Origin of the sequence: Pseudomonas sp. UV AK001 (genome assembly GCF_046097675.1) — a bacterium.
Classification (GTDB): Bacteria; Pseudomonadota; Gammaproteobacteria; order Pseudomonadales; family Pseudomonadaceae; genus Aquipseudomonas; species Aquipseudomonas kribbensis.
In genome coordinates, this window is record NZ_JBJUVZ010000013.1 from 1 (window position 1) to 22,472 (window position 22,472).

Below are 22,472 nucleotides of genomic sequence, written 5' to 3' on the forward strand. Positions count from 1 at the left end.
CATCACCACCCTTTCAACTCCTTCCAGGCTTCGATGATCTGAAGCTATCCGCTCTCGAAACCTACATAACTCATTGAATATCAAGGAGTTTTCCGTTTCGACTGCGCCGGAAGTGGGGCGAATTATAGAGACTCAGAATCTGCCGTCAACCCTTAATTTGGTTTTCTTTCAATAACTTGCAGATAGACCAAAAAACGCTCAATACCCTCTATATAGAAGAAGGACTCAATACCCCTTCTATATAGAGAGAACCTTCAGAGCACCCCATCCTCTTTCATCGCAGCCACCGCTCCTGCTCCCAGACCCAGCACCCGCTGCAAAACTTCCAGCGTATGCTCGCCCAACAAAGGAGGCGCACGGCGATACTCGACAGGCGTCCGCGACAACCGAATAGGACTGGCCACCTGCGGCACCATCCCTGCCAGCGCATGAGGCAGCTCGATCGCCAACCCGCGAGACTTCACCTGTGGATCCTCAAACACCTGTGACAGGTCATTAATCGGTCCACACGGCACACCCGCCTGCTCCAGCTTAGCCACCCACTCGGCGGTCGTCTTGAAGACTGTCGCCTGACGGATCAGCGGAATCAGCACCGCCCGGTTCGCCACCCGCAGTTTATTGGTCGCGAAACGCGGATCATCCGCCCACTGCAGCTGCCCCGCCACTTCGGCAAACTTGCGGAACTGCCCGTCATTGCCCACGGTAAGAATGAAGTCACCATCAGCCGTAGGAAAATCCTGGTACGGCACGATATTCGGATGCGCATTCCCCAACCTCTTCGGCGCATTGCCCGTCGTCAGATAATTCATCGCCTGGTTAGCCAGGCACGCCACCTGCACATCCAGCAGCGCCATATCAATGTGCTGACCGCCACCATCGTGATCACGGTGAGCCAGCGCCGCCAGGATCGCCACCGTCGAATACAGCCCAGTGAGGATATCCGTGAGCGCCACACCCACTTTCACTGGCCCGGCACCCTCATCACCTTCGGGGCGCCCCGTAAGGCTCATCAGCCCACCGAGCCCCTGGATCATGAAGTCATAGCCTGCGCGCTTCGCATACGGCCCGGTCTGACCGAAACCAGTGATCGAGCAATAAATCAGATCCGGATTGATCGCCTTCAGCGACTCATAGTCCAGACCATATGCCGCCAGCCCACCGACCTTGAAGTTCTCGATCAGGATGTCCGACTTGGCTGCCAGTTCCCGCACCAGCTTCTGACCTTCGGGACGCGTGAAATCAATCGTCACCGATTGCTTGTTGCGGTTGGCCGACAGGTAATAAGCCGCCTCGCTGGTGTTCTCACCGTAGGCGTCTTTCAGGAAGGGCGGCCCCCAGGCACGAGTGTCGTCACCATTACCAGGGCGCTCGACCTTGATCACTTCCGCCCCAAGGTCGGCCAGAATCTGACCAGCCCATGGGCCGGCCAGCACTCGCGACAAATCCAGTACCCGCAGATGCGACAGCGCGCCCATGGTCGCTCTCCTATTAATAGAACGCCTGCAGGCCGGTCTGCGCACGACCGAGGATCAGCGCGTGGACGTCGTGAGTACCTTCATAGGTATTCACCACTTCCAGGTTGACCAAGTGACGGGCCACACCGAATTCATCGGAAATGCCGTTGCCGCCCAGCATGTCACGCGCCATGCGAGCGATCTCGAGAGACTTGCCGCAAGAGTTGCGCTTCATGATCGAAGTGATTTCAACCGCAGCAGTGCCTTCGTCCTTCATGCGACCCAGACGCAGGCAGCCTTGCAGCGCCAGAGTGATTTCGGTCTGCATGTCGGCCAGCTTCTTCTGGATCAACTGAGTAGCAGCCAACGGACGGCCGAACTGTTGACGATCCAGGGTGTACTGGCGAGCGGTGTGCCAGCAGAACTCGGCCGCGCCCAGCGCACCCCAGGAGATACCATAACGCGCCGAGTTGAGGCAGGTAAACGGTCCTTTCAGGCCACGCACGTCCGGGAAAATGTTTTCTTCCGGCACGAAGACGTTGTCCATAACGATTTCGCCGGTGATTGAAGCGCGCAGGCCGACCTTGCCGTGAATCGCCGGAGCGCTCAGGCCTTTCCAGCCTTTTTCCAGAACAAAGCCACGGATATCGCCGGCGTCGTCCTTGGCCCAGACCACGAACACATCGGCGATCGGGCTGTTGGTGATCCACATCTTGGCGCCGGTCAGGCTGTAGCCGCCGTCGACTTTACGTGCGCGAGTAATCATCGCACCCGGGTCGGAACCGTGGTTCGGCTCGGTCAGACCGAAGCAGCCGATCCACTCGCCTGAAGCCAGTTTCGGCAGGTACTTCTGCTTCTGTGCTTCAGTACCGAATTCGTTGATCGGCACCATCACCAGCGAAGACTGCACGCTCATCATCGAGCGGTAGCCGGAATCAACACGCTCGACTTCACGAGCAATCAGACCGTAGCTGACATAGTTGAGGCCGCTGCCACCGTACTGCTCGGGAATGGTCGCGCCCAACAGGCCGACTTCGCCCATTTCACGGAAGATTGCCGGATCGGTCTTCTCATGGCGGAATGCTTCGAGAACGCGTGGCGTGAGACTCTGTTGGGCGAATTGCTCGGCAGTGTCGCGGATCATGCGTTCTTCTTCAGTCAGCTGTTGATCCAGCAGCAGTGGATCGATCCAGTTGAAGCTAGCTTTACCGCCCATGAGTGAGTCCTCGCAAATCGGGTGAATTAACGTGGCATTGATCCTAGGCCCGCTTCGTCATCCCGGCAAACGAGGATTTCGCATCCTGTTGTGCTAATTTCTCACTCCGAAACGTCGCCAAGTGCCTTATATGCGGCGTATTAGTGAGGTTGACGTACATGCGCCGCAAGATACCCAGCACCACCGCCCTGATCAGCTTCGAAGCCGCGGCTCGCCACGAGAGCTTCACCAAGGCCGCCGAAGAACTTTCCCTCACCCAGGGCGCCATTTGCCGACAGATCGCCAGCCTGGAGGACTTCCTCAGCGTTGAACTCTTCCGACGCTCGCGACGCGGAGTGAAACTGACGGAAGCGGGCCTTTCCTATAGCCGCCGGGTTGCCACCCAACTCGATGCCGTTGAGCGCGACACCCTGTCAGTGATGGGTCAGCAGGGCACCAACGTGATCGAGCTCGCTGTGGTGCCCACCTTTGGCACGCAATGGCTGCTGCCAAGACTGAAGGACTTCCAGCTCAAGCACCCGGAAGTGACGGTCAACCTGACCAACCGCACCCGTCCGTTTCTGTTTGCCGACACTGACTTCGATGCCGCCATCTACTTCGGTGATGCCGACTGGTCCGGTACCGAATCCCACAGGCTGATGGGTGAGAATCCGATGCCTGTGTGCAGTCCCGCCCTGCTCGGCAACAAAACTCACCTGACACCCGATGGAATCGCCGATTTCCCTCTCCTCCAGCAAACCACCCGCCCCTACGCCTGGCGACAGTGGTTCAACTCGCAGCACCTGAACATCCCCCGCGACATGACAGGTCCGCGCTACGAGCTATTCTCCATGCTGGCCCAGGCAGCCATGCACGACATGGGCATCGCGCTGATCCCGCCGTTCCTGATCCAGCGCGAATTGGCCGAGAAACGCCTGGTGATTGCCAACCCGAATGCGCTCTCCAGCATCAAGGCGTATTACCTGATGATTCCGGAGCGAAAGGTCGAATCCGCGTCACTCAAGGCATTTCGCGACTGGCTGGTAAATCAGGCACACAGCTACAACCTAGAAGGATAAAGGCTTTCAGCGATTACTAACCCCGTAGTCAGGATATTCAAAGCCCTACAGATATAACTATTTGTCGCAAATCGACAGACTGTATCCGAAAGTCGTACAGACGTCCCACAAGCGCCTGCCGACGTGGCTTTGCGCCCTCATTCGCGACTCATTGCGGCCTATTCACGTCACCGATGAGAAAATTCTTCAAATTCATCCAGACTCCTTGAAAGGCACGGCCTGCAAGGGATTCAACTGGCCATCTGCGACATTCGGTCACGGGATGACTTGTAGTTAATTTTCCGTCACCCGTCATAATCCCTTGAAGGGCATAAACTTCGCCTGCAAAATGCCGCGCCCCGCCCTGATTCGGCGGGATCGTGCTGATCGGCCGCCCCAGTCGCACCATCCGTAGTGCATGGGTTTACTCAATAAGATCACGCAGGAGATTTGACGTGCACATTGGTGTTCCTCTCGAAACCCAGACCGGTGAAACACGGGTTGCTGCAACCCCGGAAACCATTAAAAAGCTGATCAGCCAAGGTCATAAGGTCACTGTGCAAACCGGCGCCGGCGTAAAAGCCAGTGTTGTCGACAGTGCCTATGAAGCGGCAGGCGCAACCATTGGCAGTGCCAATGACGCGTTTGGCGCCGAGCTGATTCTCAAAGTGGTCGCGCCAAGCGATGCCGAATTGACGCTGATCAAGCGCGGCACGGTGTTGGTGGGCATGCTCAACCCATTCAACAACGACACCATCGCGAAGATGGCCGAGTGCGGGATTACCGCGTTCGCCCTGGAAGCAGCGCCACGTACGTCCCGGGCCCAGAGCCTCGACGTGCTGTCGTCCCAGGCGAACATTGCCGGCTATAAAGCGGTGTTGCTGGCCGCTCACTACTATCCGCGTTTCATGCCGATGCTGATGACCGCTGCGGGCACCGTGAAAGCGGCGCGCGTACTGATTCTGGGGGCTGGTGTGGCCGGGTTGCAGGCGATTGCCACGGCGAAACGTCTGGGTGCCGTCATCGAAGCGTCCGACGTACGTCCGGCCGTGAAGGAACAGATCGAGTCCCTCGGCGCCAAGTTCGTCGACGTGCCTTACGAGACCGATGAAGAACGCGAATGCGCGGTCGGCGTCGGTGGTTACGCACGTCCGATGCCGGCGAGCTGGATGCAGCGTCAGGCCCAGGCCGTGCACGAGCGCGCCAAGCAGGCTGACATCGTTATCACCACCGCCCTGATCCCGGGCCGCAAGGCTCCGGTGCTGTTGAGCGCGGACACTGTGGCGCAGATGAAACCCGGTTCGGTGGTCATCGACCTCGCGGCCGCCCAGGGTGGCAACTGCCCGCTGACCGTAGCCGATCAGGTTGTGATCGAGAACGGCGTGACCATCGTCGGCCCGACCAACCTCGCCGGTGAAGTCGCCGCTGACGCCTCGGCGCTGTACGCACGCAACCTGCTGGACTTCCTGAAGCTGGTCTTCACCAAAGAAGGCCAGTTCGAAGTAAACCTTGAAGACGACATCGTCGCCGCGTGCCTGATGTGCCGCGACGGCCAAGTCATCCGCAAAAACGCCTAAGCAGGGATTCAGACGATGGAAGAGCTTATCTCCCCCGGTATCTACAACCTGATCATCTTCGTGCTGGCGATTTATGTCGGTTACCACGTGGTCTGGAACGTTACACCCGCATTGCACACGCCGCTGATGGCGGTGACCAACGCCATTTCGGCGATCGTGATCGTCGGCGCCATGCTCGCGGCCGCCCTGACCGTCACCCCGCTGGGTAAGACCATGGGCACCCTCGCCGTGGCGCTGGCTGCGGTCAACGTGTTCGGTGGCTTCCTGGTCACCCGCCGCATGCTTGAGATGTTCAAGAAGAAAGCCCCGAAAGCAAAAGAAGAGGCGCCTAAGTAATGAGCATGAACCTCGTCACGACGCTTTACCTGATCGCGTCGATCTGTTTCATCCAGGCCCTCAAAGGCTTGTCGCACCCGACCACCTCGCGCCGCGGCAACCTGTTCGGCATGCTCGGCATGGCGTTGGCGATCCTGACCACCATCGGCCTCATCTATAAGCTCGGGGCTGAGCTGGCCACCGCCGGTATTGGCTACGTGATCGTCGGCCTGCTGATCGGCGGCACCGCCGGTTCGATCATGGCCAAACGCGTTGAAATGACCAAGATGCCGGAACTGGTTGCGTTCATGCACAGCATGATCGGCCTGGCAGCGGTGTTCATCGCTATCGCCGCTGTGGTTGAGCCGCAGTCGCTGGGCATCGTCAAGCAACTGGGCGACTCGATCCCGGCGGGTAACCGTCTGGAGCTGTTCCTTGGTGCGGCCATTGGTGCCATCACCTTCTCCGGTTCGGTGATCGCCTTCGGCAAGCTCTCGGGCAAGTACAAGTTCCGCCTGTTCCAGGGCGCACCGGTACAGTTCAGTGGTCAGCACAAGCTGAACGCGGTACTGGGCCTGGCGACGCTGATCCTCGGCATCACCTTCATGCTGACCGGCAACCTCGCCGCGTTCGCACTGATGCTGGCCCTGGCGTTTGTCATGGGCGTGTTGATCATCATCCCGATCGGCGGCGCCGACATGCCGGTGGTGGTCTCGATGCTCAACAGTTATTCCGGCTGGGCGGCAGCGGGTATCGGTTTCTCGCTGAACAACTCGATGCTGATCATTGCCGGCTCGCTGGTGGGTTCGAGCGGTGCGATCCTCTCTTACATCATGTGCAAGGCGATGAACCGTTCCTTCTTTAATGTACTGCTCGGCGGTTTCGGCAATACAGCAGACGCCGGTCCTGCTGGCGAGAAAGAAGCCCGTCCGGTGAAATCCGGTTCGGCTGACGACGCAACCTTCCTGCTGACCAACGCCGACACCGTGATCATCGTTCCGGGTTACGGTCTGGCGGTAGCCCGTGCACAGCACGCCTTGAAAGAGCTGACCGAGAAGCTGACCCACCACGGCGTGACCGTGAAGTACGCGATTCACCCGGTGGCCGGCCGGATGCCTGGCCACATGAACGTACTGCTGGCCGAAGCCGAAGTGCCGTACGACCAGGTGTTCGAGATGGAAGACATCAACTCCGAGTTCGGCCAGGCCGACGTGGTGCTGGTGCTCGGCGCCAACGACGTGGTCAACCCGGCCGCGAAGAACGATCCGAAATCGCCGATTGCCGGCATGCCGATCCTCGAAGCGTTCAAGGCCAAGACCATCATCGTCAACAAGCGCTCGATGGCCAGCGGCTATGCCGGTCTGGACAACGAACTGTTCTACCTGGACAAGACCATGATGGTGTTCGGCGACGCGAAGAAAGTCATCGAAGACATGGTCAAAGCGGTCGAGTAAATCGCTCGCTGCTGTACCGGACGCCCCGACTTGTCGGGGCGTTTTTGTTTGCGAAAAACGTCGGACAATTTGCCGCGTTGTTGCAGATCCGGTAACGGTGTTTTACTTGAAACCCGCTAAATAGACGCCTCGTTTGCGACCTTGGTAGCGGGACAGGCGCCCGCGAAATTCACTAGACTGCGCATCCTGCTACTCGCTGCCCGAGAAAATAATCCATGTACCGTGACCGTATTCGCCTGCCTTCGTTGTTGGATAAAGTGATGAGCGCCGCCGACGCCGCTGCGCTGATTGAGGACGGCATGACCGTCGGCATGAGCGGCTTCACCCGCGCCGGCGAAGCCAAGGCCGTTCCCCATGCACTGGCCGAGCGAGCCAAGGTCACGCCGCTGAAGATCAGCCTGATGACCGGTGCCAGCCTGGGCAACGACCTCGACAAGCAACTGACCGAGGCCGGCGTCCTGTCCCGGCGCATGCCGTTCCAGGTCGACAGCACCTTGCGCAAGGCGATCAACGCCGGCGAAGTGATGTTCATCGACCAGCACCTGTCGGAAACCGTCGAGCAACTGCGCAACCAGCAACTGAAGCTGCCTGACATCGCGGTGATCGAAGCCGTGGCCATCACCGAACAGGGTCACATTGTGCCGACCACTTCGGTGGGCAACTCGGCGAGCTTCGCGATCTTCGCCAAACACGTGATCGTCGAGATCAACCTGGCGCACAACGCCAACCTCGAAGGTCTGCATGACATCTATATCCCGACCTATCGCCCGACCCGCACGCCTATCCCGCTGGTAAAGGTCGACGACCGCATCGGCAGCACCGCGATCCCGATCCCGCCGGAGAAGATCGTCGCCATCGTCATCACCCAGCAATCGGATTCGCCGTCCACCGTGTCGTCGCCGGATGTCGACACCAAAGCCATCGCCGATCACCTGATCACCTTCCTCAAGCAGGAAGTCGATGCCGGACGCATGACCAACAAGCTCGGCCCGCTGCAGGCCGGGATCGGCAACATTGCCAACGCGGTGATGTGCGGGCTGATCGATTCGCCGTTCGAAGACCTGACCATGTACTCCGAAGTGCTGCAGGACTCGACCTTCGACCTGATCGATGCGGGCAAGCTGAGCTTCGCCTCGGGCAGTTCGATCACCCTGTCGGAACGGCGCAACAGCGACGTGTTCGGCAACCTGGAGAAATACAAAGACAAACTGGTGCTGCGCCCGCAGGAGATCTCGAACCACCCGGAAGTGGTGCGGCGCCTGGGCATCATCGGCATCAACACGGCGCTCGAGTTCGACATCTATGGCAACGTCAACTCCACCCACGTCTGCGGCACGCGGATGATGAACGGCATTGGCGGTTCGGGTGACTTCGCACGCAACGCGCACCTGGCGGTGTTCGTGACCAAGTCGATCGCCAAGGGTGGCGCGATTTCCAGCGTGGTGCCGATGGTCAGTCACGTCGACCACACCGAGCATGACGTCGACATCCTGGTGACCGAGGTGGGTCTGGCCGACCTGCGTGGCCTGGCACCACGGGAACGCGCCCGCGTCATCATCGACAACTGTGTGCACCCGGATTACCGCCAGGCACTGAACGATTACTTCACAGCAGCCTGCGCCATCGGCGGCCACACCCCGCACATCCTGCGTGATGCTCTGAGCTGGCATATCAATCTGGAAGAAACCGGGCACATGCTGAAGGCTTGATCCGCACAGATATTCCGCTGGCGCAAATACAGTTTCGTCAGCGGAAATTTGAAAACTTCCAATCCCGTCAAAAACTGTACTGCTGTACCGGTCTTTTCCTACAGCTTTTACCTACTCGAATCATCGAATCGAGCAAAAATGCACCAAATAGGTGCAGACAGGTACAGTTTGCGCGATTTTGACCCGTACACCCCCTATAAACAGTTAACTGGTCACTCACAATACAAGTGAACTGTATCTAGAGAGTCTGGCCAAACGAGAGGATCATGGGCACCAGTTAAACCACTACCTGATCCCGCCACAAGCGGAAGGATGTCAACCATGGAACGTACACTCAGTTCCGAACTGTTCTTCGAAGACAAAGCTGCAAAAACCCAGGCTTCCCTGCCTCTGCGCGTTATCGCCAACCTGATGTTGTGGCAGCGCCGCATCTCCAGCCGCCACCAACTGGCTCGTCTGGATTCGCGTCTGCTGGCTGACGCCGGTATCAGCGAAGCACAACGCTACGAAGAGCTCAGCAAGCCGTTCTGGCGCTAAGTAGCGTCGCTGGCTCTGGTCACCAGACCCACCGCCAGCAACCCGAATTGAACAAACAAGACCCGTCGCGGGAAACCGCGACGGGTCTTGTCGTTCTGGGGTCGGAAAACATGCGATACAGGTGCCTGTATCGTAAACAGGTACAGTTTCTCTAAATCTAAAACTGAACCAGTACAATTCTGCCACGGTGTATCTGCCGTACTCACTGCATTGAGATCAACATGACCTTCCGCCTCCACTACTGACTTAAGGAAGACGTCATGAATCACTTACAGGATGTTTCAGCAGTTACGGTCGATCGCTCTCCCCGCTGCGGTCTTCTACGGCGGCTATTCAAAGGCTTCTGGCAAGGCCTGGAGCGCGCCAGGACAAGGCGCCTGCTGGCTCAACTTGACGGTCGGGATCTCGCCGATCTCGGCCTCAGCCACGCGGATCGACTGAACGAACTGGAGAAACCCTTCTGGCGCTAGCATTTTGCCCTCTGTGCGAAACCTCCCACACAGGCCTAATATCCGCGCAGAACGTGGCGAATGCCGTGCGACTGGCGTCTGACTCCCCAGACACCAAGCCACCTCTCAATACGAAATTTCCAGAGGAGTTACACCATGTCCCGTCTTCGCCTGCTCAGCGCTGCCGCCCTGCTGGCTGTGGCTGCCAATGCCAGCGCCACCAGTTTCATCGTGACCACCGACGCCGTTGTTGGCGCACTGAAGTCCTCTTCGGACGCGACTTCCGACGTCAGCTCTTCGCTGCGTGACAACAAAGTCGTGATCGCTGCCCGTGACGATGCTGCCAGCTTCGTTGCCAGCGAAGGCCAGATTCGCGGCGTGAAACTGGAAAGTGCCCTGGACCTCATCCGCCATCAGGCACCGCAACTGAATGCGACCGACGCACAACTGGCACAAGCCATCCTGGCGATCTGATCCGACGTTGCTGGAAGGGACACGCCAGCCGTGTCCCGATGTTTCGCCGCTGGCTCTGGACCGGGCATTGCGCTAGCCTTGGGACTCGCTAACAGCTCCTGAGACTCATGCGTTTTTATCAAAATCTGCTTATCCCTTCTGTTCTGCTCACTGCCTGCTGGGCGACCTCGGTCGATGCCTTTGACGTCTCGACGCAAAACACCGTCGTCAGCGGTTACGCCACCAGCATGGTGTCTTCCGCGCCTTTCGACCGTAAACTGTTGTTCGCCGCCCACGACGATGCCGCGGCATTCGTTGCCAGTGACGGCCAATTGCGAGGCGCCCAGCTGGAATCCGCACTGCATTACCTGCGTAAATCCCGGCCAAAACTTCATGTAAGCGACCTTGAACTGGCACAGGCAATTCTCGTCCAATAGTTATTCTTGCCCCCTCCGGAGTCGTTCCATGCGTAGCCCGCTGATTGCTGCCGCCCTTGGCCTGCTGTTGTTGGCCGATATGGCCCAGGCGCACACCCTGGTAGCCACCAGTAACATCATCGTTCGTGCCTCCCAGCGCACCATCGATTTCACTTCCGACACCACCACGTCGATCCGCGATTCGAAAATCATCCGCGAAGCCCACGACGACGCCGCCAGCTTCGTCGCCAGCAACGGTGATATCCGTGGCGCGCACCTGGAAGCCGCCCTCAACACCTTGCGCACCCGCGTGCCCGAAGCCCGCGACGCCAGCGACCAGGTACTCGCCGAAGCCATCCTCGCATTGTGAAGTCTCTCAGCGCCTGGCTACTGGCCGGGGTGCTGCTGCTGATTGGCAGCAACGCCCACGCCAGCCTGCAACTGCGGCTCAAGACCGACGGTCTGAGCCCCGCCCAACAACAGGCCAGTCAGGCGCTGCTCGATGAAGCGATGCAGAAACTGCCGCCCAGCTTCATCGAACGCCTGGATCGACGCATCGACGTCGGCTGGACCGACGAGATGCCCGACAATGCCTACGGTGAGGCCGCTCTTGTTTCCGAGCTGGATCTGAACCGCAAACTGCTCGCCAGTCTCACCGACGGCAGCGCGGCCAAACAAAAGACCAGTCGCCCCCACGGCACTGTGCGCCAGGAATTGCTGGCCACGGTACTGCACGAAATCACCCACATTTACGACCGCGCACGCCTGTGGCCAGCCGCCGAACGCACGCTGATCCAGCGCTGCACCCGCCGCAACAACAGTGCCGGACTGATCGGCCTGCCGGACGAGTGCCGTGGCCAGAACGACCGGCGCTTCACCCTCAGCGATGACCCGCGCCTGCTCGACCTCGCCGGCTGGCAGCAATACGTCGGCCGCCGTGGCGAACGTGAACAGCATAACCGCCAGATCGCCCGCAGCCCGGACCTGTACGAAATCTCCAGTCCGAAGGAGTTCGTCGCGGTCAACATGGAGTATTTCCTCCTCGACCCGAGCTACGCCTGCCGCCGTCCGGCGCTGTACCGTTATTACAAGGAACACTTCGGCTGGGCACCGCCGGAAAAGGACACCTGCGCCAAATCCTTCGCGTTCCTCAATGCCGGCAACGACTTTGCCAAGCAGCCATTGGGGCAGGTCGATCCGGAACGGGTCTACGCCATCGACTACCTGCTGGCCGAAGCGAATCAGAACTGGGTCAGCCGCTGGGGGCACAGCATGTTGCGCCTGGTGATCTGCGCCCCGGGCCGGCCGCGCGGGCCGGACTGCCGACTGGATCTGGACCAGCATCTGGTGCTGTCCTACCGCGCATTCGTCGGCGATGTGCAGCTGTCGAGCTGGGACGGACTGGTCGGCAAATACCCGTCGCGCCTGTTTGTCCTGCCACTGGCGCAGGTGATCGACGAATACACCAAGACCGAACTGCGCAGCCTCGCCTCGGTGCCGCTGAACCTGTCGCGCAGCGAGATCGAAGACGTGGTCGAACACGCCGCCGAAATGCACTGGAGCTACGACGGCAACTATTTCTTCCTGTCCAACAACTGTGCGGTGGAAAGCCTGAAGCTGCTGCGCAGCGGCAGCAACAATTCGCAGCTTGTCGGCCTCGACAGCATCATGCCCAACGGCCTGCTGGAGGTGCTCAAGGGCCGGGGCCTGGCGGATACCAGTGTGCTGGACAACCCCAAAGAGGCGTTGCGTCTGGGTTATCGGTTTGACTCGTTCCGCGATCGCTATCAGGCGATGTTTGATGTGCTGAAGAAGCAATTGCCGATCAAGCAGACCAGCGTCGAGGAATGGCTGTCGCTGTCTGCCGAAGAGCGGCGACCATGGTTCGAACGCGCTGACTTGCGCACCAGCGCCGCGCTGCTGCTGTTGGAACAGGCCAGTTTCCGTCGCCAGTTGCTGCTGGCACAGGATGAGGTCAAGCAACGCTACCTCGGCGCCCGGGAACTGGAAAACGGCGGCATGGACAAGGCCAACGCAACGTTGCAGCAGATCCTCGCCAACAGCGGCTTCCTCAGCCGCCCGGCGGAGCTGCTTGATTCTCGTGGTTATGGCCTGCCGCAACCCAGCGAGTTCAGCCGACTGGAAGCCGAAAGCAGTCAGCGCCAGAAACAGTTACTGGTGCTGAGCGGTGATCTGGACAAGGAAGTGCGTGCGCTGCTGGAGCCCAAGCGAGCCGCAGAGATTGCGGCCAACGAGGCCAACGTGAAGCAGATCGGCGAGCATTTACGCAAACTGCACAAAGCTTCGGGTGGCCTGGAACTGCCCTGAAAACAACGGCCCTGAAAAACAAAAAACCGCAGCCTGCGAAAGGCTGCGGTCTTTTTTATTGCCTGTAAATCAGTACAGAACGCCATCCAGAATTTCGTAGACGATCCCGGTACCGACTGCGATCAACACGATATCGCCACCGGCCCGACGCCACTCATAGCCCGGATACACCGGCAAACGCCCCAACGCCCGGGGATCCAGCCGCTCGCCGTAATAACCGTGGGGCAACGGCCGACCGCGCTCCAGGCGAATGCCCGGAGGTGGCGGTGCACCGCGAACGAAGTAGCCGTGATTGTCACGAATCACCTGACGCACCGGCCCGAAGTCGCGCGGTGGCGGGCCGCCACGGTGGCTGCTTTGCCAATCATGGTGGTCGCCACCGCGATCGTCGTAGTGACCCTGCTGAGGGCCGCCGTGGTCGTGATCGTCGCGTGGGTCGGCGCTGGCCAGCAGCGGCGTCGCGCTGATCATCAGCACGCCCAGACTGGCAATCAGACGTTTCGGCATTTTCATGGGTTTTCCTCACTGCACTGACAGCAAAAAGGGATTCAGAACGGGTTCTGAATCCCTCGGTCTTGCTGAATTAGTCTGTGCCGCGACGTGCTAATTCCTCTGTATCAGGAACTTTACCTTCAGCTGACGCGGGCCTTACGCACGCCTTCGGACAGCGCCGAGCACAGGCTCAGTACGCCGTCGATGGCCTGAGCCGGCGTGGTCGCGTTGGCAATGTGATCGATCAGTGCCGAGCCCACCACCACGCCATCGGCCAGACGCGCGATGGACGCGGCTTGCTCCGGCGTACGGATACCGAAACCGATGCTGATCGGCAGGTCGGTATGACGGCGCAGGCGCGCCACGGCTTCCTCGACGTGTTCCAGAGTCGCCGCACCGGCACCGGTCACACCGGCAACCGACACGTAGTAAACGAAGCCGGAGCTGCCGTTCAACACTTTGGGCAGACGTGCGTCATCGGTGGTCGGCGTGGTCAGGCGGATGAAGTCGATACCTGCAGCCTGGGCCGGGTCGCACAGCTCCGAGTTGTGCTCAGGCGGCATGTCGACCACGATCAGGCCGTCAACCCCGGCTTCTTTGGCTTCGGCGATGAAGCGCTCGACGCCGAACTTGTGGATCGGGTTGAAGTAACCCATCAGCACCAGCGGCGTGTCGCTGTTGTCCTTGCGGAACTCGCGGACCATTTGCAGGGTTTTGATCAGGTTCTGCTTGGCGCCCAAGGCACGGATGTTCGCCAGCTGAATCGCCGGGCCGTCGGCCATCGGGTCGGTGAACGGCATGCCCAGTTCGATCACATCCGCCCCAGCTTTCGGCAGGCCCTTGAGGATTGCCAGCGAGGTGTCGTAATCCGGGTCACCGGCGGTAACGAAAGTCACCAGCGCGGCGCGGTTCTGTTCTTTGAGTTCGGCAAAGCGGGTTTGCAGGCGGCTCATCAGTGTTTCTCCTGCTTGGATTGCTCTTGTTGAGAGTGTTCCATGTGGTGCATGACGGTCTGCATGTCTTTGTCGCCGCGACCGGACAGATTGACCACCATCAGGTGATCCTTCGGCAGCTTCGGTGCGCGTTTGAATACTTCGGCCAGGGCATGGGCGCTTTCCAGTGCCGGGATGATGCCTTCGAGGCGGCAGCACTGGTGGAACGCAGCGAGGGCTTCGTCGTCGGTGACCGAGGTGTACTGGACGCGGCCGATATCATGCAACCAGGCGTGCTCAGGGCCGATGCCCGGATAGTCGAGGCCGGCGGAAATCGAGTGGGCGTCGATGATCTGGCCATCATCGTCCTGCAGCAGGAAAGTACGGTTACCGTGCAACACGCCCGGTACACCGCCGTTGAGGCTGGCCGCGTGCTTGCCGGTCTCGATGCCGTAACCGGCGGCTTCGACGCCGATGATTTCCACGCTCTTGTCGTCGAGGAACGGGTGGAACAGGCCCATGGCGTTGGAACCGCCGCCGATGCACGCCACCAGGCTGTCCGGCAGACGACCTTCCTGGGCTTGCAGCTGCTCGCGGGTTTCCTTGCCGATCACGGCCTGGAAATCGCGGACCATCGCTGGATAAGGGTGCGGGCCGGCTACGGTGCCGATCAGGTAGAAGGTGCTGTCGACGTTGGTCACCCAGTCACGCAGTGCTTCGTTCATTGCGTCTTTCAAGGTGCCGGTGCCGGCGACCACCGGGATCACCTCGGCGCCCAGCAGCTTCATGCGGAACACGTTGGCCTGCTGACGTTCGATGTCAGTGGTGCCCATGTAGATCACGCAGTCCAGACCGAAACGCGCAGCCACGGTGGCGGTGGCCACACCGTGCATGCCGGCGCCGGTCTCGGCAATGATGCGTTTTTTGCCCATGCGCCGCGCCAGCAGGATCTGGCCGATGCAGTTGTTGATCTTGTGCGCGCCGGTGTGGTTCAGCTCTTCGCGCTTGAGGTAGATCTTGGCGCCACCGCAGAACTCGGTCAGGCGCTCGGCGAAGTACAGCGGGCTCGGACGGCCGACGTAGTCGCGCTGGAAGTAGGCCAGTTCTTCTTTGAACGCCGGATCTTCCTTGGCCGCTTCGTACTCGCGGGCCAGATCGAGGATCAACGGCATCAGGGTTTCGGCAACGTAACGGCCGCCGAACGAGCCAAACAGGCCGTTGGCATCAGGGCCGTTACGCAGATCGGAGGTGTTCGAAGTCTGGGTCATGGTTCGCTCCAGCGGATTTCACGAGAAGACAATGGCGTTCACTCTACCCCTGACCTTCCAGACTGAAAACCGATAAGATCGCCACAACCTGTCAGGAAAACTCACAGATATCATGAGCCATGACCTTCCTCCGCTGAACGCCCTGCGTGCCTTCGAAGCCACCGCCCGACTGAACAGCGTCAGTCAGGCTGCCGAGCAGCTGCACGTCACTCACGGCGCGGTCAGCCGCCAGCTCAAGGTGCTGGAAGAGCACCTCGGTGTCAGCCTGTTCGTCAAGGATGGTCGCGGCTTGAAACTCACAGATGCCGGAATCCGTCTGCGGGACGCCAGCGGCGAGGCGTTCGACCGCTTGCGCAGCGTCTGCGCCGAACTGACCCAAAGCACCGCCGACGCGCCGTTCGTGCTCGGCTGCTCGGGCAGCCTGCTCGCACGCTGGTTCATTCCGCGACTGGGAAGGCTGAATGCCGATCTGCCGGACTTGCGTCTGCACTTGTCCGCCGGTGAAGGCGATCTCGACCCGCGCCGCCCGGGACTGGATGCGCTGCTGCTGTTCGCCGAACCGCCGTGGCCGGCCGACATGCAGGTCTATGAGCTGGCCAGCGAACGCATCGGGCCGGTCATGAGCCCGCTGTTCAGCGGTTACGAGCACCTGAAATCAGCACCGCCCGCGGCCCTGCTCGGCGAGCCCTTGTTGCACACGACCTCTCGCCCACAAGCCTGGCCGAGCTGGGCGCAGCAAAGCGGCCTCGACGCCAAGGCGTTGAGGCTGGGGCAAGGTTTCGAGCATTTGTATTACTTGCTGGAAGCGGCTGTCGCCGGTTTGGGCGTGGCGATCGCACCGGAGCCACTGGTGACTGAAGACTTGAAAGCCGGTCGCCTGGTCGCGCCATGGGGCTTTTGCGAAACCCCGGCGCAACTGGCGTTGTGGCTACCCAAGCGCGCCGCGGACGGGCGCGCCCGGCAATTGGCGCAGTGGCTCAGGAACGAGCTGCGCCAGGCGGATCACTCGCCGCGCTTGAACAGCAAGTAAGCGGCCAGCAGACCCAGCGCACCGACCGCCACACCGGCGGTCGTCCACGGATGTTCCTGCGCGTAATCACGGGTGGCGATCCCGGTCTCGCGGGTTTTGACTTTGACTTCTTCGTAGGCATCGCTGAGCAGGCTACGCGAATGTTTCAGCGCACTTTCGGCGTTGCCCTTGAGCGCCCTGAGGGTCTTGCGCGACTCGTCCGAAGCGTCGTCTTTCAGGCTTTCCAACGACTTGAGCAGACTCTCGATCTCCGCTTCCATGCTTTGCAACGAGGCTTTGCGTAACGAGGTGTTGGCCATGGTGGCTCTCCTGCATTGGTGATGAGTGGCGTGTGTTGTTTGGGACTTCACCGGTTCTGGAAAGTGCAGAAAATCTGAACTCCGGTTTCTCCCGGCGACCGAAATCAACAGCGCAAATCGCTGCTAGGCTCAAATCCACACGTCAAGGAGATCGCCATGAGTGACCATCACACCTACAAGAAAGTCGAGCTGGTCGGTTCGTCCACCAGCAGCATCGAAGACGCCATCAATAACGCGCTGGCCGAGGCCAACAAAAGCATCAAGCATCTGGAATGGTTTGAAGTGGTCGATACCCGTGGCCACATCAAGGACGGCAAGGCTGCCCACTTTCAGGTGACCCTGAAAGTCGGGTTCCGGATTGCCAGCAGCTGAGTTTGGGCTACGCTTCTGAACTTGCGCGCTGGCCGAATGCCATAGGAATGGCAAAGCGCTACAGGGTGGACGCATCGAGCGAGCTTGATGCCCGCCTCTTTTAATCCGACCAGGGAGTGCGACCGATGAAGAAGTTCATATTGGCAGTAGGTTTGTTGAGCCTTGCGGGTGGTGCGTTTGCTGCCGGCAAGCCTTGCGAAGAAGTGAAAGCCGAGATCGCGGCAAAACTGGATGCGAAACACGTCTCCGGTTATTCGCTGGAAATCGTCGATAAAGGTGCAGCAGCGGGCGGCAAGGTTGTCGGCAAGTGCGAGGGCGGCACCAAGGAAATCGTCTACAAACGCGGTTGATCGCGCCTGAAATGCAAAAGCCGACGCAATGCGTCGGCTTTTTTGTACCCGGCTATCTTTTTCAGCCCTTCATCACCTGCGCCAGCAACTCATAGGAGTGCAGGCGATCGGCGTGTTCGTACAGATCGCATGTGAAGATCAGCTCATCGGCCTGGGTCTGTTCGATCAGCACTTCCAGTTTCGCGCGGATTTTCTGCGGGCTGCCGACCATCGCCAGACCGAGGAAATCGCCCACCGCCTCACGTTCGTGTGGCAGCCACAGGCCGTCCATGGTTTTCACCGGCGGACGCTGCACCAGACTTTGCCCACGCATCAGCGCGAGAATTCGCTGGTACACCGAGGTCGCCAGGTAGTCGGCCTGCTCGTCGGTGTCGGCAGCCACCAGTGGCACGCCAAGCATTACGTACGGCTTGTCGAGCACCGCCGAAGGCTTGAAGTGATTGCGATAGACGCGAATCGCCTCGTGCATGAAGCGCGGTGCGAAATGCGAGGCAAAGGCGTAGGGCAAACCGCGCTCGCCGGCCAGTTGCGCACTGAACAGGCTGGAACCCAACAGCCAGATCGGCACATTGGTGCCGGTGCCCGGCATGGCGATCACCCGCTGATCCGGAGTACGCGGGCCAAGGAAGCGCACCAGTTCGGCCACGTCTTCCGGGAAATCGTCGGCACTGCCGGAGCGCTCTCGGCGCAAGGCGCGGGCGGTCATCTGATCGGAGCCCGGCGCACGGCCCAGGCCGAGGTCGATCCGTCCCGGATACAGGCTTTCGAGGGTGCCGAACTGCTCGGCAATCACCAGCGGCGCGTGGTTGGGCAACATCACACCGCCAGAGCCGACACGGATGGTCGATGTGCCGCCGGCCAGATAGCCCAGCAACACCGACGTCGCAGAACTGGCGATGCCATCCATGTTGTGGTGCTCGGCGACCCAGAACCGGGTGTAGCCGAATTTCTCGACATGCTGCGCCAGATCCAGCGAATTACGCAGCGACTGGGCCGGGCTGCCGTTCTCGCGCACCGGCACCAGATCGAGGGTGGAAAACTTTACGTCGGACAGTTGCTTCATGAACCTGCATCTCCGATTGAGGGCGCCGGTTTGTTCCTGACGAACGCAAACCTGCCCAATTCATAAGCGTGTTCTCTGCAATAAGGGCATATACCCGAGTTTCAATAGCCGATCCGAAATTTCCTACTAAAAAAGTCAACGATTCAGCCGGGCTGAACTTTGTTCCGGCGTCTATCCTCAGAAGCCTTGCAGGCAAAAACCACAACGGCGCGGCGTTTCGCGCCCGAATTGAAGGAGGCACACATGGCTATCGTGAAGAAGGCATCCGCACACTGGGAAGGTGACCTGAAAACCGGCATCGGCTCGATCTCCACCGAAACCGGCGTCCTGCGGGAAGCGCCGTACGGTTTCAAGGCCCGCTTCGAGGGCGGCAAGGGCACCAACCCGGAAGAACTGATCGGCGCCGCCCATGCCGGCTGTTTCTCCATGGCATTCTCGATGATTCTCGGTGACGCCGGGCTCAAGGCCGACAGCATCGATACCCAGGCTGAAGTCACCCTCGATCAGGTTGACGGCGGTTTCGCGATCACTGCAGTGAAGCTGATTCTCAAGGCGAAGATCCCGGGCGCCACCCAGGCGCAGTTCGAAGAACTGAGCAACAAGGCCAAGGAAGGTTGCCCGGTGTCGAAGGTATTGAACGCGAAGATCAGCCTGGATGCGTCGCTGGTCAGCTGATCGACTTGAGCAGAATCAGAACCCGCCAGGCAAAAATGTGGTCGAATAAATGACAGCAGCTTTCGCGCATCGTCGTGCGCACTGCTCCCAGGAGCTTCAACCATGAAACGTTTTGCTTTGGCGGTTATCTGTGGCGTGCTGGCAACTTCGGCCTTTGCGGCACCCAAAGATTGCGAAGAACTCAGGAAAGAGATCGAAATCAAGATTCAGGCAAATGCCGTGCCCTCCTACACGCTGGAGATAGTCTCCAAAGAGGAAGCCGAAAAGCACGACGTCGCCATGATCGTCGGCACTTGCGAGAACGGCACCAAGGCAATCATCTACCAGAAGAACGACAGCTGATTCACGCTAGATGGCGCAATAGGTGTCGCGATCCTCGGCGACGATTTCCCGCTTGGCGTTATACAGCCGGGCACTGGGAGTAAACATCAGGGAGCGACCCTCCAGCACGTACCGCTGACCCGCTTCGAAATGGTCGAAGCGGATGGTCAGGTAGCACAGGCGCTCCACGGGGTCGTTCAACATGCCAGCTCCTCCACCGGGTGCCTCGAAATCGAAACGCACCAGCAACTCGTGGCTGCCGGGCGTTACCTGGAAAAAACGCCCGTCATTCAAGCTCTGCTTGTCGAGACGTTCGGCCATCAGCAGTTTTCCGCCCGGGGTCGGCGTCGAGAACTCGACCCAGGCCATGTTGGGGTCGACCGGGGGCATCGGCGTCTGACAACCGGCGAGCACACCGGCCACCAGCAACAACATTGACTTGCGCATGATGAATGTCCGTGGATTCGGACATCCAGCATAACGCCGATCAGGTGCGCTGACAGCCTGCCGGTTTGCCCTGGCCGACTACATTTTTCTGCTGGTCATAGAGCTTGGCCCACGGCCGGAAACCGATATAGCCCGCCTGGAGCTGATAGCGCTGGCCGGCGTTGAAGTCCGTGAATTTCAGGCTCAACTGGCAATCGCGCCACAGGGGCTCGGCGTCCGGGCCGATATTGGTCGCCTCCACCGGAAACTGATAGCGCACCTTCAGTTCATGACTGCCGGGTTGTACCTCGAAGTAACGTTTGTCGACGGCGGCCTTCCTGTCGACTTCCAGCGCTTGCAGCGCCGTGTCCTGTTGCCGGGCGTCCAGATCGATCCAGGCTTGCGTGGGGTCTGGCGAAGGCATTCCGAATCCGGCACAACCGGCCAGCGTCAGCAGGCCCCCCGTCAGTATCAAGATGCGCATGGCGAAGCTCCAATGGGCGGGATAGTCTTGCGATCAGACTTTCCAAGGATGTTCTTATTGTGATCAGGCCGTTTCCAAGCCTTGGGTTACTTGATCGCGTTTTGCGGGTTTTGTTTCCGGGTGTGTTGTTTTTGTTGCTCAACGGTTGTTCCAGCGTCAGCTATTACAGCCAGTTGGCCGACGGTCAGCTGCAATTGCTGCGGGCGCGGGAGCCGGTGGCCAAGGTGATCGAAGACCCGAGCCGGGACGCAACGTTGCGCGCCCACCTGGCCCAGGCACAGAAGGCCCGGGATTTCGCCAGCCAACACCTGCACCTGCCGGATAACCAGAGCTATCGCCTGTACGCCGACATCCACCGGCCGTACGTGGTGTGGAACGTGTTCGCCACCCCGGAGTTTTCCCTGAGTCCGCAGAACCATTGCTTCCCGATTGCCGGGTGCGTGGCCTATCGCGGCTACTACAGCCAGAGCGCCGCGCGGGGTGAGGCGGCAATTCAGCGTCTGCAAGGCATGGATGTGTCGATTGGCGGCGTCGAGGCCTATTCAACCCTGGGCTGGTTCAACGACCCGATCCTCAACTCGATGATGGGCTGGGGCGACGAACGCCTGGCCACGCTCATCTTCCATGAGCTGGGCCATCAACGTTTCTATGTGAAGGACGACACCGAGTTCAACGAGTCCTACGCCACCTTTGTCGAGCAGGAAGGCACCCGGCAGTGGCGGGCGTTTCGTGGTTTGCCGCCAGAGAATGATGCCCAGATCAAACGTCGTGACCAGTTCATTCAACTGATCCTCGATACCCGTGCCCGGCTGGAAAAGCTGTACACACAACAGATGCCCGTCGAGCAGATGCGCGAACGCAAGGCTGCCGAGTTCGAACGGTTTCGCCGGGACTATCGGGAGATGCGCGACAGCCAGTGGGCCGGGGACAAACGCTACGACGCCTGGGTCAATGCGCCGCTGAACAACGCGCGATTGTTGCCATTCGGGCTGTATGACCAGTGGGTGCCGGCGTTTGCGGCGTTGTTCAGGCAGGTGGACGGGGATTGGCTAAGGTTCTATGCCCAGGTGGAGAAACTGGGCGGATTGCCGGCTGACAAACGAAAGGCAGCCCTGCGTGAGCTGGCCGCCCTTCGCTCCGATTGACGATCAGCGCTGCAAAAACGCCTGATGCAACTCGGCCAGGGTTTCGAAGTGATAAGCCGGCGCCTCGGCGCTCAGCTCTTCATGACTACCGAAGCCATAACCCACGGCTGCCGCATCCAGTCCGTTGCTGCGAGCGCCGATCAGGTCGTGTTTACGGTCACCGATCATCAGCGTGCTGGCCGGATCCAGCCCTTCTTCTGCCATCAGATGTGCAATCAGCTCGACCTTGTTGGTGCGGGTGCCGTCCAGTTCGCTGCCGTAGATCACCTTGAAGTGTTTGGCGAAATCGAAGTGCCGGGCGATTTCCCGGGCGAACACCCACGGCTTCGACGTCGCGATGTAAAGCTGTCGGCCCTGGCCATTCAGGGTTTCCAGCAACGGCGTGACGCCCTCGAACACCCGGTTCTCGTAAAGGCCGGTGACCTTGAAGCGCTCGCGATAGAAATTCACCGCCTCCCAGGCCTTGGCTTCATCGAAACCATAAAACTGCATGAACGCTTGCAACAGCGGCGGGCCGATGAAGTGTTCCAGTTTGGTCAGGTCCGGTTCATCGATGCCGAGTTTGGCCAAGGCGAACTGGATGGAACGGGTGATGCCCTCACGCGGGTCGGTGAGAGTGCCATCGAGGTCGAACAGTACGGTCTGGTAATGCATGAAAAATCCCGGGCAA

At 60.0% G+C, this 22,472-nt stretch carries 27 protein-coding genes; 17 read left to right on the forward strand and 10 right to left on the reverse strand.

Features of this window, described 5'->3' with window-relative positions:
• Positions 1 to 254 precede the first annotated feature (254 nt).
• Positions 255 to 1,475, reverse strand: a complete 1,221-nt coding sequence (locus ACKLNA_RS26830) for a CaiB/BaiF CoA transferase family protein (protein WP_408987638.1) — start codon at positions 1,473 to 1,475, stop codon at positions 255 to 257.
• A 13-nt stretch (positions 1,476 to 1,488) separates the two neighbouring features.
• Positions 1,489 to 2,670 (reverse strand): acyl-CoA dehydrogenase, encoded by a 1,182-nt coding sequence (locus ACKLNA_RS26835; protein ID WP_408987639.1) that lies wholly within the window; start codon positions 2,668 to 2,670, stop codon positions 1,489 to 1,491.
• Positions 2,671 to 2,828: 158 nt separating this feature from the next.
• On the opposite strand from ACKLNA_RS26835, the gene ACKLNA_RS26840 reads away from it, so the two are divergent.
• The 11 genes from ACKLNA_RS26840 to ACKLNA_RS26890 all read left to right on the forward strand — a co-directional run bounded on the left by ACKLNA_RS26840 (position 2,829) and on the right by ACKLNA_RS26890 (position 12,945).
• On the forward strand, positions 2,829 to 3,728 hold the full coding sequence (locus ACKLNA_RS26840; RefSeq protein ID WP_408987640.1) for a LysR family transcriptional regulator: 900 nt from the start codon (positions 2,829 to 2,831) through the stop codon (positions 3,726 to 3,728).
• 434 nt (positions 3,729 to 4,162) lie between these two features.
• Positions 4,163 to 5,284, forward strand: a complete 1,122-nt coding sequence (locus ACKLNA_RS26845) for a Re/Si-specific NAD(P)(+) transhydrogenase subunit alpha (RefSeq protein WP_114880919.1) — start codon at positions 4,163 to 4,165, stop codon at positions 5,282 to 5,284.
• 15 nt (positions 5,285 to 5,299) lie between these two features.
• Positions 5,300 to 5,620 carry an NAD(P) transhydrogenase subunit alpha gene (locus ACKLNA_RS26850; protein WP_003220416.1) on the forward strand — a complete coding sequence of 107 codons (321 nt, stop codon included), beginning with the start codon at positions 5,300 to 5,302 and terminating at the stop codon, positions 5,618 to 5,620.
• Complete coding sequence (locus ACKLNA_RS26855; protein ID WP_134828664.1) at positions 5,620 to 7,053, forward strand: NAD(P)(+) transhydrogenase (Re/Si-specific) subunit beta; 1,434 nt, start codon at positions 5,620 to 5,622, stop codon at positions 7,051 to 7,053. The genes ACKLNA_RS26850 and ACKLNA_RS26855 overlap by 1 nt, the downstream gene beginning before the upstream one ends.
• Positions 7,054 to 7,268: 215 nt before the next feature.
• Complete coding sequence (locus ACKLNA_RS26860; protein ID WP_408987641.1) at positions 7,269 to 8,762, forward strand: acetyl-CoA hydrolase/transferase family protein; 1,494 nt, start codon at positions 7,269 to 7,271, stop codon at positions 8,760 to 8,762.
• Between the two features lie 321 nt (positions 8,763 to 9,083).
• Positions 9,084 to 9,299, forward strand: a complete 216-nt coding sequence (locus ACKLNA_RS26865; RefSeq protein WP_003220409.1) for a DUF1127 domain-containing protein — start codon at positions 9,084 to 9,086, stop codon at positions 9,297 to 9,299.
• Positions 9,300 to 9,559: 260 nt separating this feature from the next.
• The gene (locus tag ACKLNA_RS26870; protein ID WP_408987642.1) at positions 9,560 to 9,769 is read left to right on the forward strand and encodes a DUF1127 domain-containing protein; all 210 of its coding nucleotides are present in this window, start codon (positions 9,560 to 9,562) and stop codon (positions 9,767 to 9,769) included.
• Positions 9,770 to 9,904: 135 nt separating this feature from the next.
• Complete coding sequence (locus ACKLNA_RS26875; protein ID WP_085713004.1) at positions 9,905 to 10,222, forward strand: DUF2388 domain-containing protein; 318 nt, start codon at positions 9,905 to 9,907, stop codon at positions 10,220 to 10,222.
• A 107-nt stretch (positions 10,223 to 10,329) separates the two neighbouring features.
• The gene (locus ACKLNA_RS26880) at positions 10,330 to 10,638 is read left to right on the forward strand and encodes a DUF2388 domain-containing protein (RefSeq protein WP_134828660.1); all 309 of its coding nucleotides are present in this window, start codon (positions 10,330 to 10,332) and stop codon (positions 10,636 to 10,638) included.
• A gap of 28 nt (positions 10,639 to 10,666) precedes the next feature.
• A complete protein-coding gene (locus tag ACKLNA_RS26885; protein WP_065260625.1) occupies positions 10,667 to 10,987 on the forward strand; it encodes a DUF2388 domain-containing protein in 321 nt (106 codons plus the stop codon).
• Positions 10,984 to 12,945 (forward strand): DUF4105 domain-containing protein, encoded by a 1,962-nt coding sequence (locus ACKLNA_RS26890; RefSeq protein WP_408987643.1) that lies wholly within the window; start codon positions 10,984 to 10,986, stop codon positions 12,943 to 12,945. Before ACKLNA_RS26885 ends, ACKLNA_RS26890 begins: the two co-directional genes overlap by 4 nt.
• Before the next feature lie 69 nt (positions 12,946 to 13,014).
• Here ACKLNA_RS26890 and ACKLNA_RS26895 read toward each other — a convergent pair whose 3' ends face one another.
• The 3 genes from ACKLNA_RS26895 to trpB all read right to left on the reverse strand — a co-directional run bounded on the left by ACKLNA_RS26895 (position 13,015) and on the right by trpB (position 15,637).
• Positions 13,015 to 13,458, reverse strand: coding sequence for an anti-virulence regulator CigR family protein (locus tag ACKLNA_RS26895; protein ID WP_085713007.1), 444 nt, complete (start codon positions 13,456 to 13,458; stop codon positions 13,015 to 13,017).
• 119 nt (positions 13,459 to 13,577) lie between these two features.
• Entirely contained in the window at positions 13,578 to 14,390 is an 813-nt protein-coding gene (gene trpA, locus ACKLNA_RS26900) for a tryptophan synthase subunit alpha (protein WP_085713008.1), read from the reverse strand.
• Positions 14,390 to 15,637 carry a tryptophan synthase subunit beta gene (gene trpB / locus ACKLNA_RS26905; RefSeq protein ID WP_408987644.1) on the reverse strand — a complete coding sequence of 416 codons (1,248 nt, stop codon included), beginning with the start codon at positions 15,635 to 15,637 and terminating at the stop codon, positions 14,390 to 14,392. Before trpB ends, trpA begins: the two co-directional genes overlap by 1 nt.
• Positions 15,638 to 15,749: 112 nt before the next feature.
• Between trpB and ACKLNA_RS26910 the strand changes: the two genes are divergently transcribed.
• Entirely contained in the window at positions 15,750 to 16,667 is a 918-nt protein-coding gene (locus ACKLNA_RS26910) for a LysR family transcriptional regulator (protein WP_408987645.1), read from the forward strand.
• Here the strand turns inward: ACKLNA_RS26910 and ACKLNA_RS26915 are convergent.
• Positions 16,640 to 16,966: a YqjD family protein gene (locus ACKLNA_RS26915; protein WP_408987646.1), complete on the reverse strand. Its 327-nt coding sequence runs from the start codon at positions 16,964 to 16,966 to the stop codon at positions 16,640 to 16,642. The genes ACKLNA_RS26910 and ACKLNA_RS26915 overlap by 28 nt on opposite strands.
• A gap of 156 nt (positions 16,967 to 17,122) precedes the next feature.
• On the opposite strand from ACKLNA_RS26915, the gene ACKLNA_RS26920 reads away from it, so the two are divergent.
• Both ACKLNA_RS26920 and ACKLNA_RS26925 read left to right on the forward strand, forming a co-directional pair.
• Entirely contained in the window at positions 17,123 to 17,338 is a 216-nt protein-coding gene (locus tag ACKLNA_RS26920; RefSeq protein ID WP_003220389.1) for a dodecin, read from the forward strand.
• A gap of 125 nt (positions 17,339 to 17,463) precedes the next feature.
• Complete coding sequence (locus ACKLNA_RS26925; protein WP_085713011.1) at positions 17,464 to 17,688, forward strand: DUF1161 domain-containing protein; 225 nt, start codon at positions 17,464 to 17,466, stop codon at positions 17,686 to 17,688.
• A 61-nt stretch (positions 17,689 to 17,749) separates the two neighbouring features.
• On the opposite strand, the gene ACKLNA_RS26930 is transcribed toward ACKLNA_RS26925, so the two are convergent.
• Positions 17,750 to 18,751, reverse strand: a complete 1,002-nt coding sequence (locus ACKLNA_RS26930; RefSeq protein ID WP_065260633.1) for an LLM class flavin-dependent oxidoreductase — start codon at positions 18,749 to 18,751, stop codon at positions 17,750 to 17,752.
• 243 nt (positions 18,752 to 18,994) lie between these two features.
• Here ACKLNA_RS26930 and ACKLNA_RS26935 point away from each other — a divergent pair, with 243 nt between their 5' ends.
• Together ACKLNA_RS26935 and ACKLNA_RS26940 are read left to right on the forward strand one after the other, a co-directional pair.
• Positions 18,995 to 19,426: an OsmC family protein gene (locus tag ACKLNA_RS26935; RefSeq protein ID WP_011331817.1), complete on the forward strand. Its 432-nt coding sequence runs from the start codon at positions 18,995 to 18,997 to the stop codon at positions 19,424 to 19,426.
• Between the two features lie 102 nt (positions 19,427 to 19,528).
• Positions 19,529 to 19,768 carry a DUF1161 domain-containing protein gene (locus tag ACKLNA_RS26940; RefSeq protein WP_085713012.1) on the forward strand — a complete coding sequence of 80 codons (240 nt, stop codon included), beginning with the start codon at positions 19,529 to 19,531 and terminating at the stop codon, positions 19,766 to 19,768.
• Positions 19,769 to 19,774: 6 nt separating this feature from the next.
• Here ACKLNA_RS26940 and ACKLNA_RS26945 read toward each other — a convergent pair whose 3' ends face one another.
• Both ACKLNA_RS26945 and ACKLNA_RS26950 read right to left on the reverse strand, forming a co-directional pair.
• A complete protein-coding gene (locus tag ACKLNA_RS26945; protein WP_408987647.1) occupies positions 19,775 to 20,194 on the reverse strand; it encodes a hypothetical protein in 420 nt (139 codons plus the stop codon).
• 40 nt (positions 20,195 to 20,234) lie between these two features.
• Entirely contained in the window at positions 20,235 to 20,657 is a 423-nt protein-coding gene (locus ACKLNA_RS26950; RefSeq protein ID WP_085733829.1) for a hypothetical protein, read from the reverse strand.
• A 59-nt stretch (positions 20,658 to 20,716) separates the two neighbouring features.
• Here ACKLNA_RS26950 and ACKLNA_RS26955 point away from each other — a divergent pair, with 59 nt between their 5' ends.
• A complete protein-coding gene (locus ACKLNA_RS26955) occupies positions 20,717 to 21,802 on the forward strand; it encodes an aminopeptidase (protein WP_408987648.1) in 1,086 nt (361 codons plus the stop codon).
• A gap of 3 nt (positions 21,803 to 21,805) precedes the next feature.
• Here the strand turns inward: ACKLNA_RS26955 and ACKLNA_RS26960 are convergent, their stop codons facing one another.
• On the reverse strand, positions 21,806 to 22,456 hold the full coding sequence (locus tag ACKLNA_RS26960) for an HAD family hydrolase (RefSeq protein WP_114880907.1): 651 nt from the start codon (positions 22,454 to 22,456) through the stop codon (positions 21,806 to 21,808).
• Positions 22,457 to 22,472 lie beyond the last annotated feature (16 nt).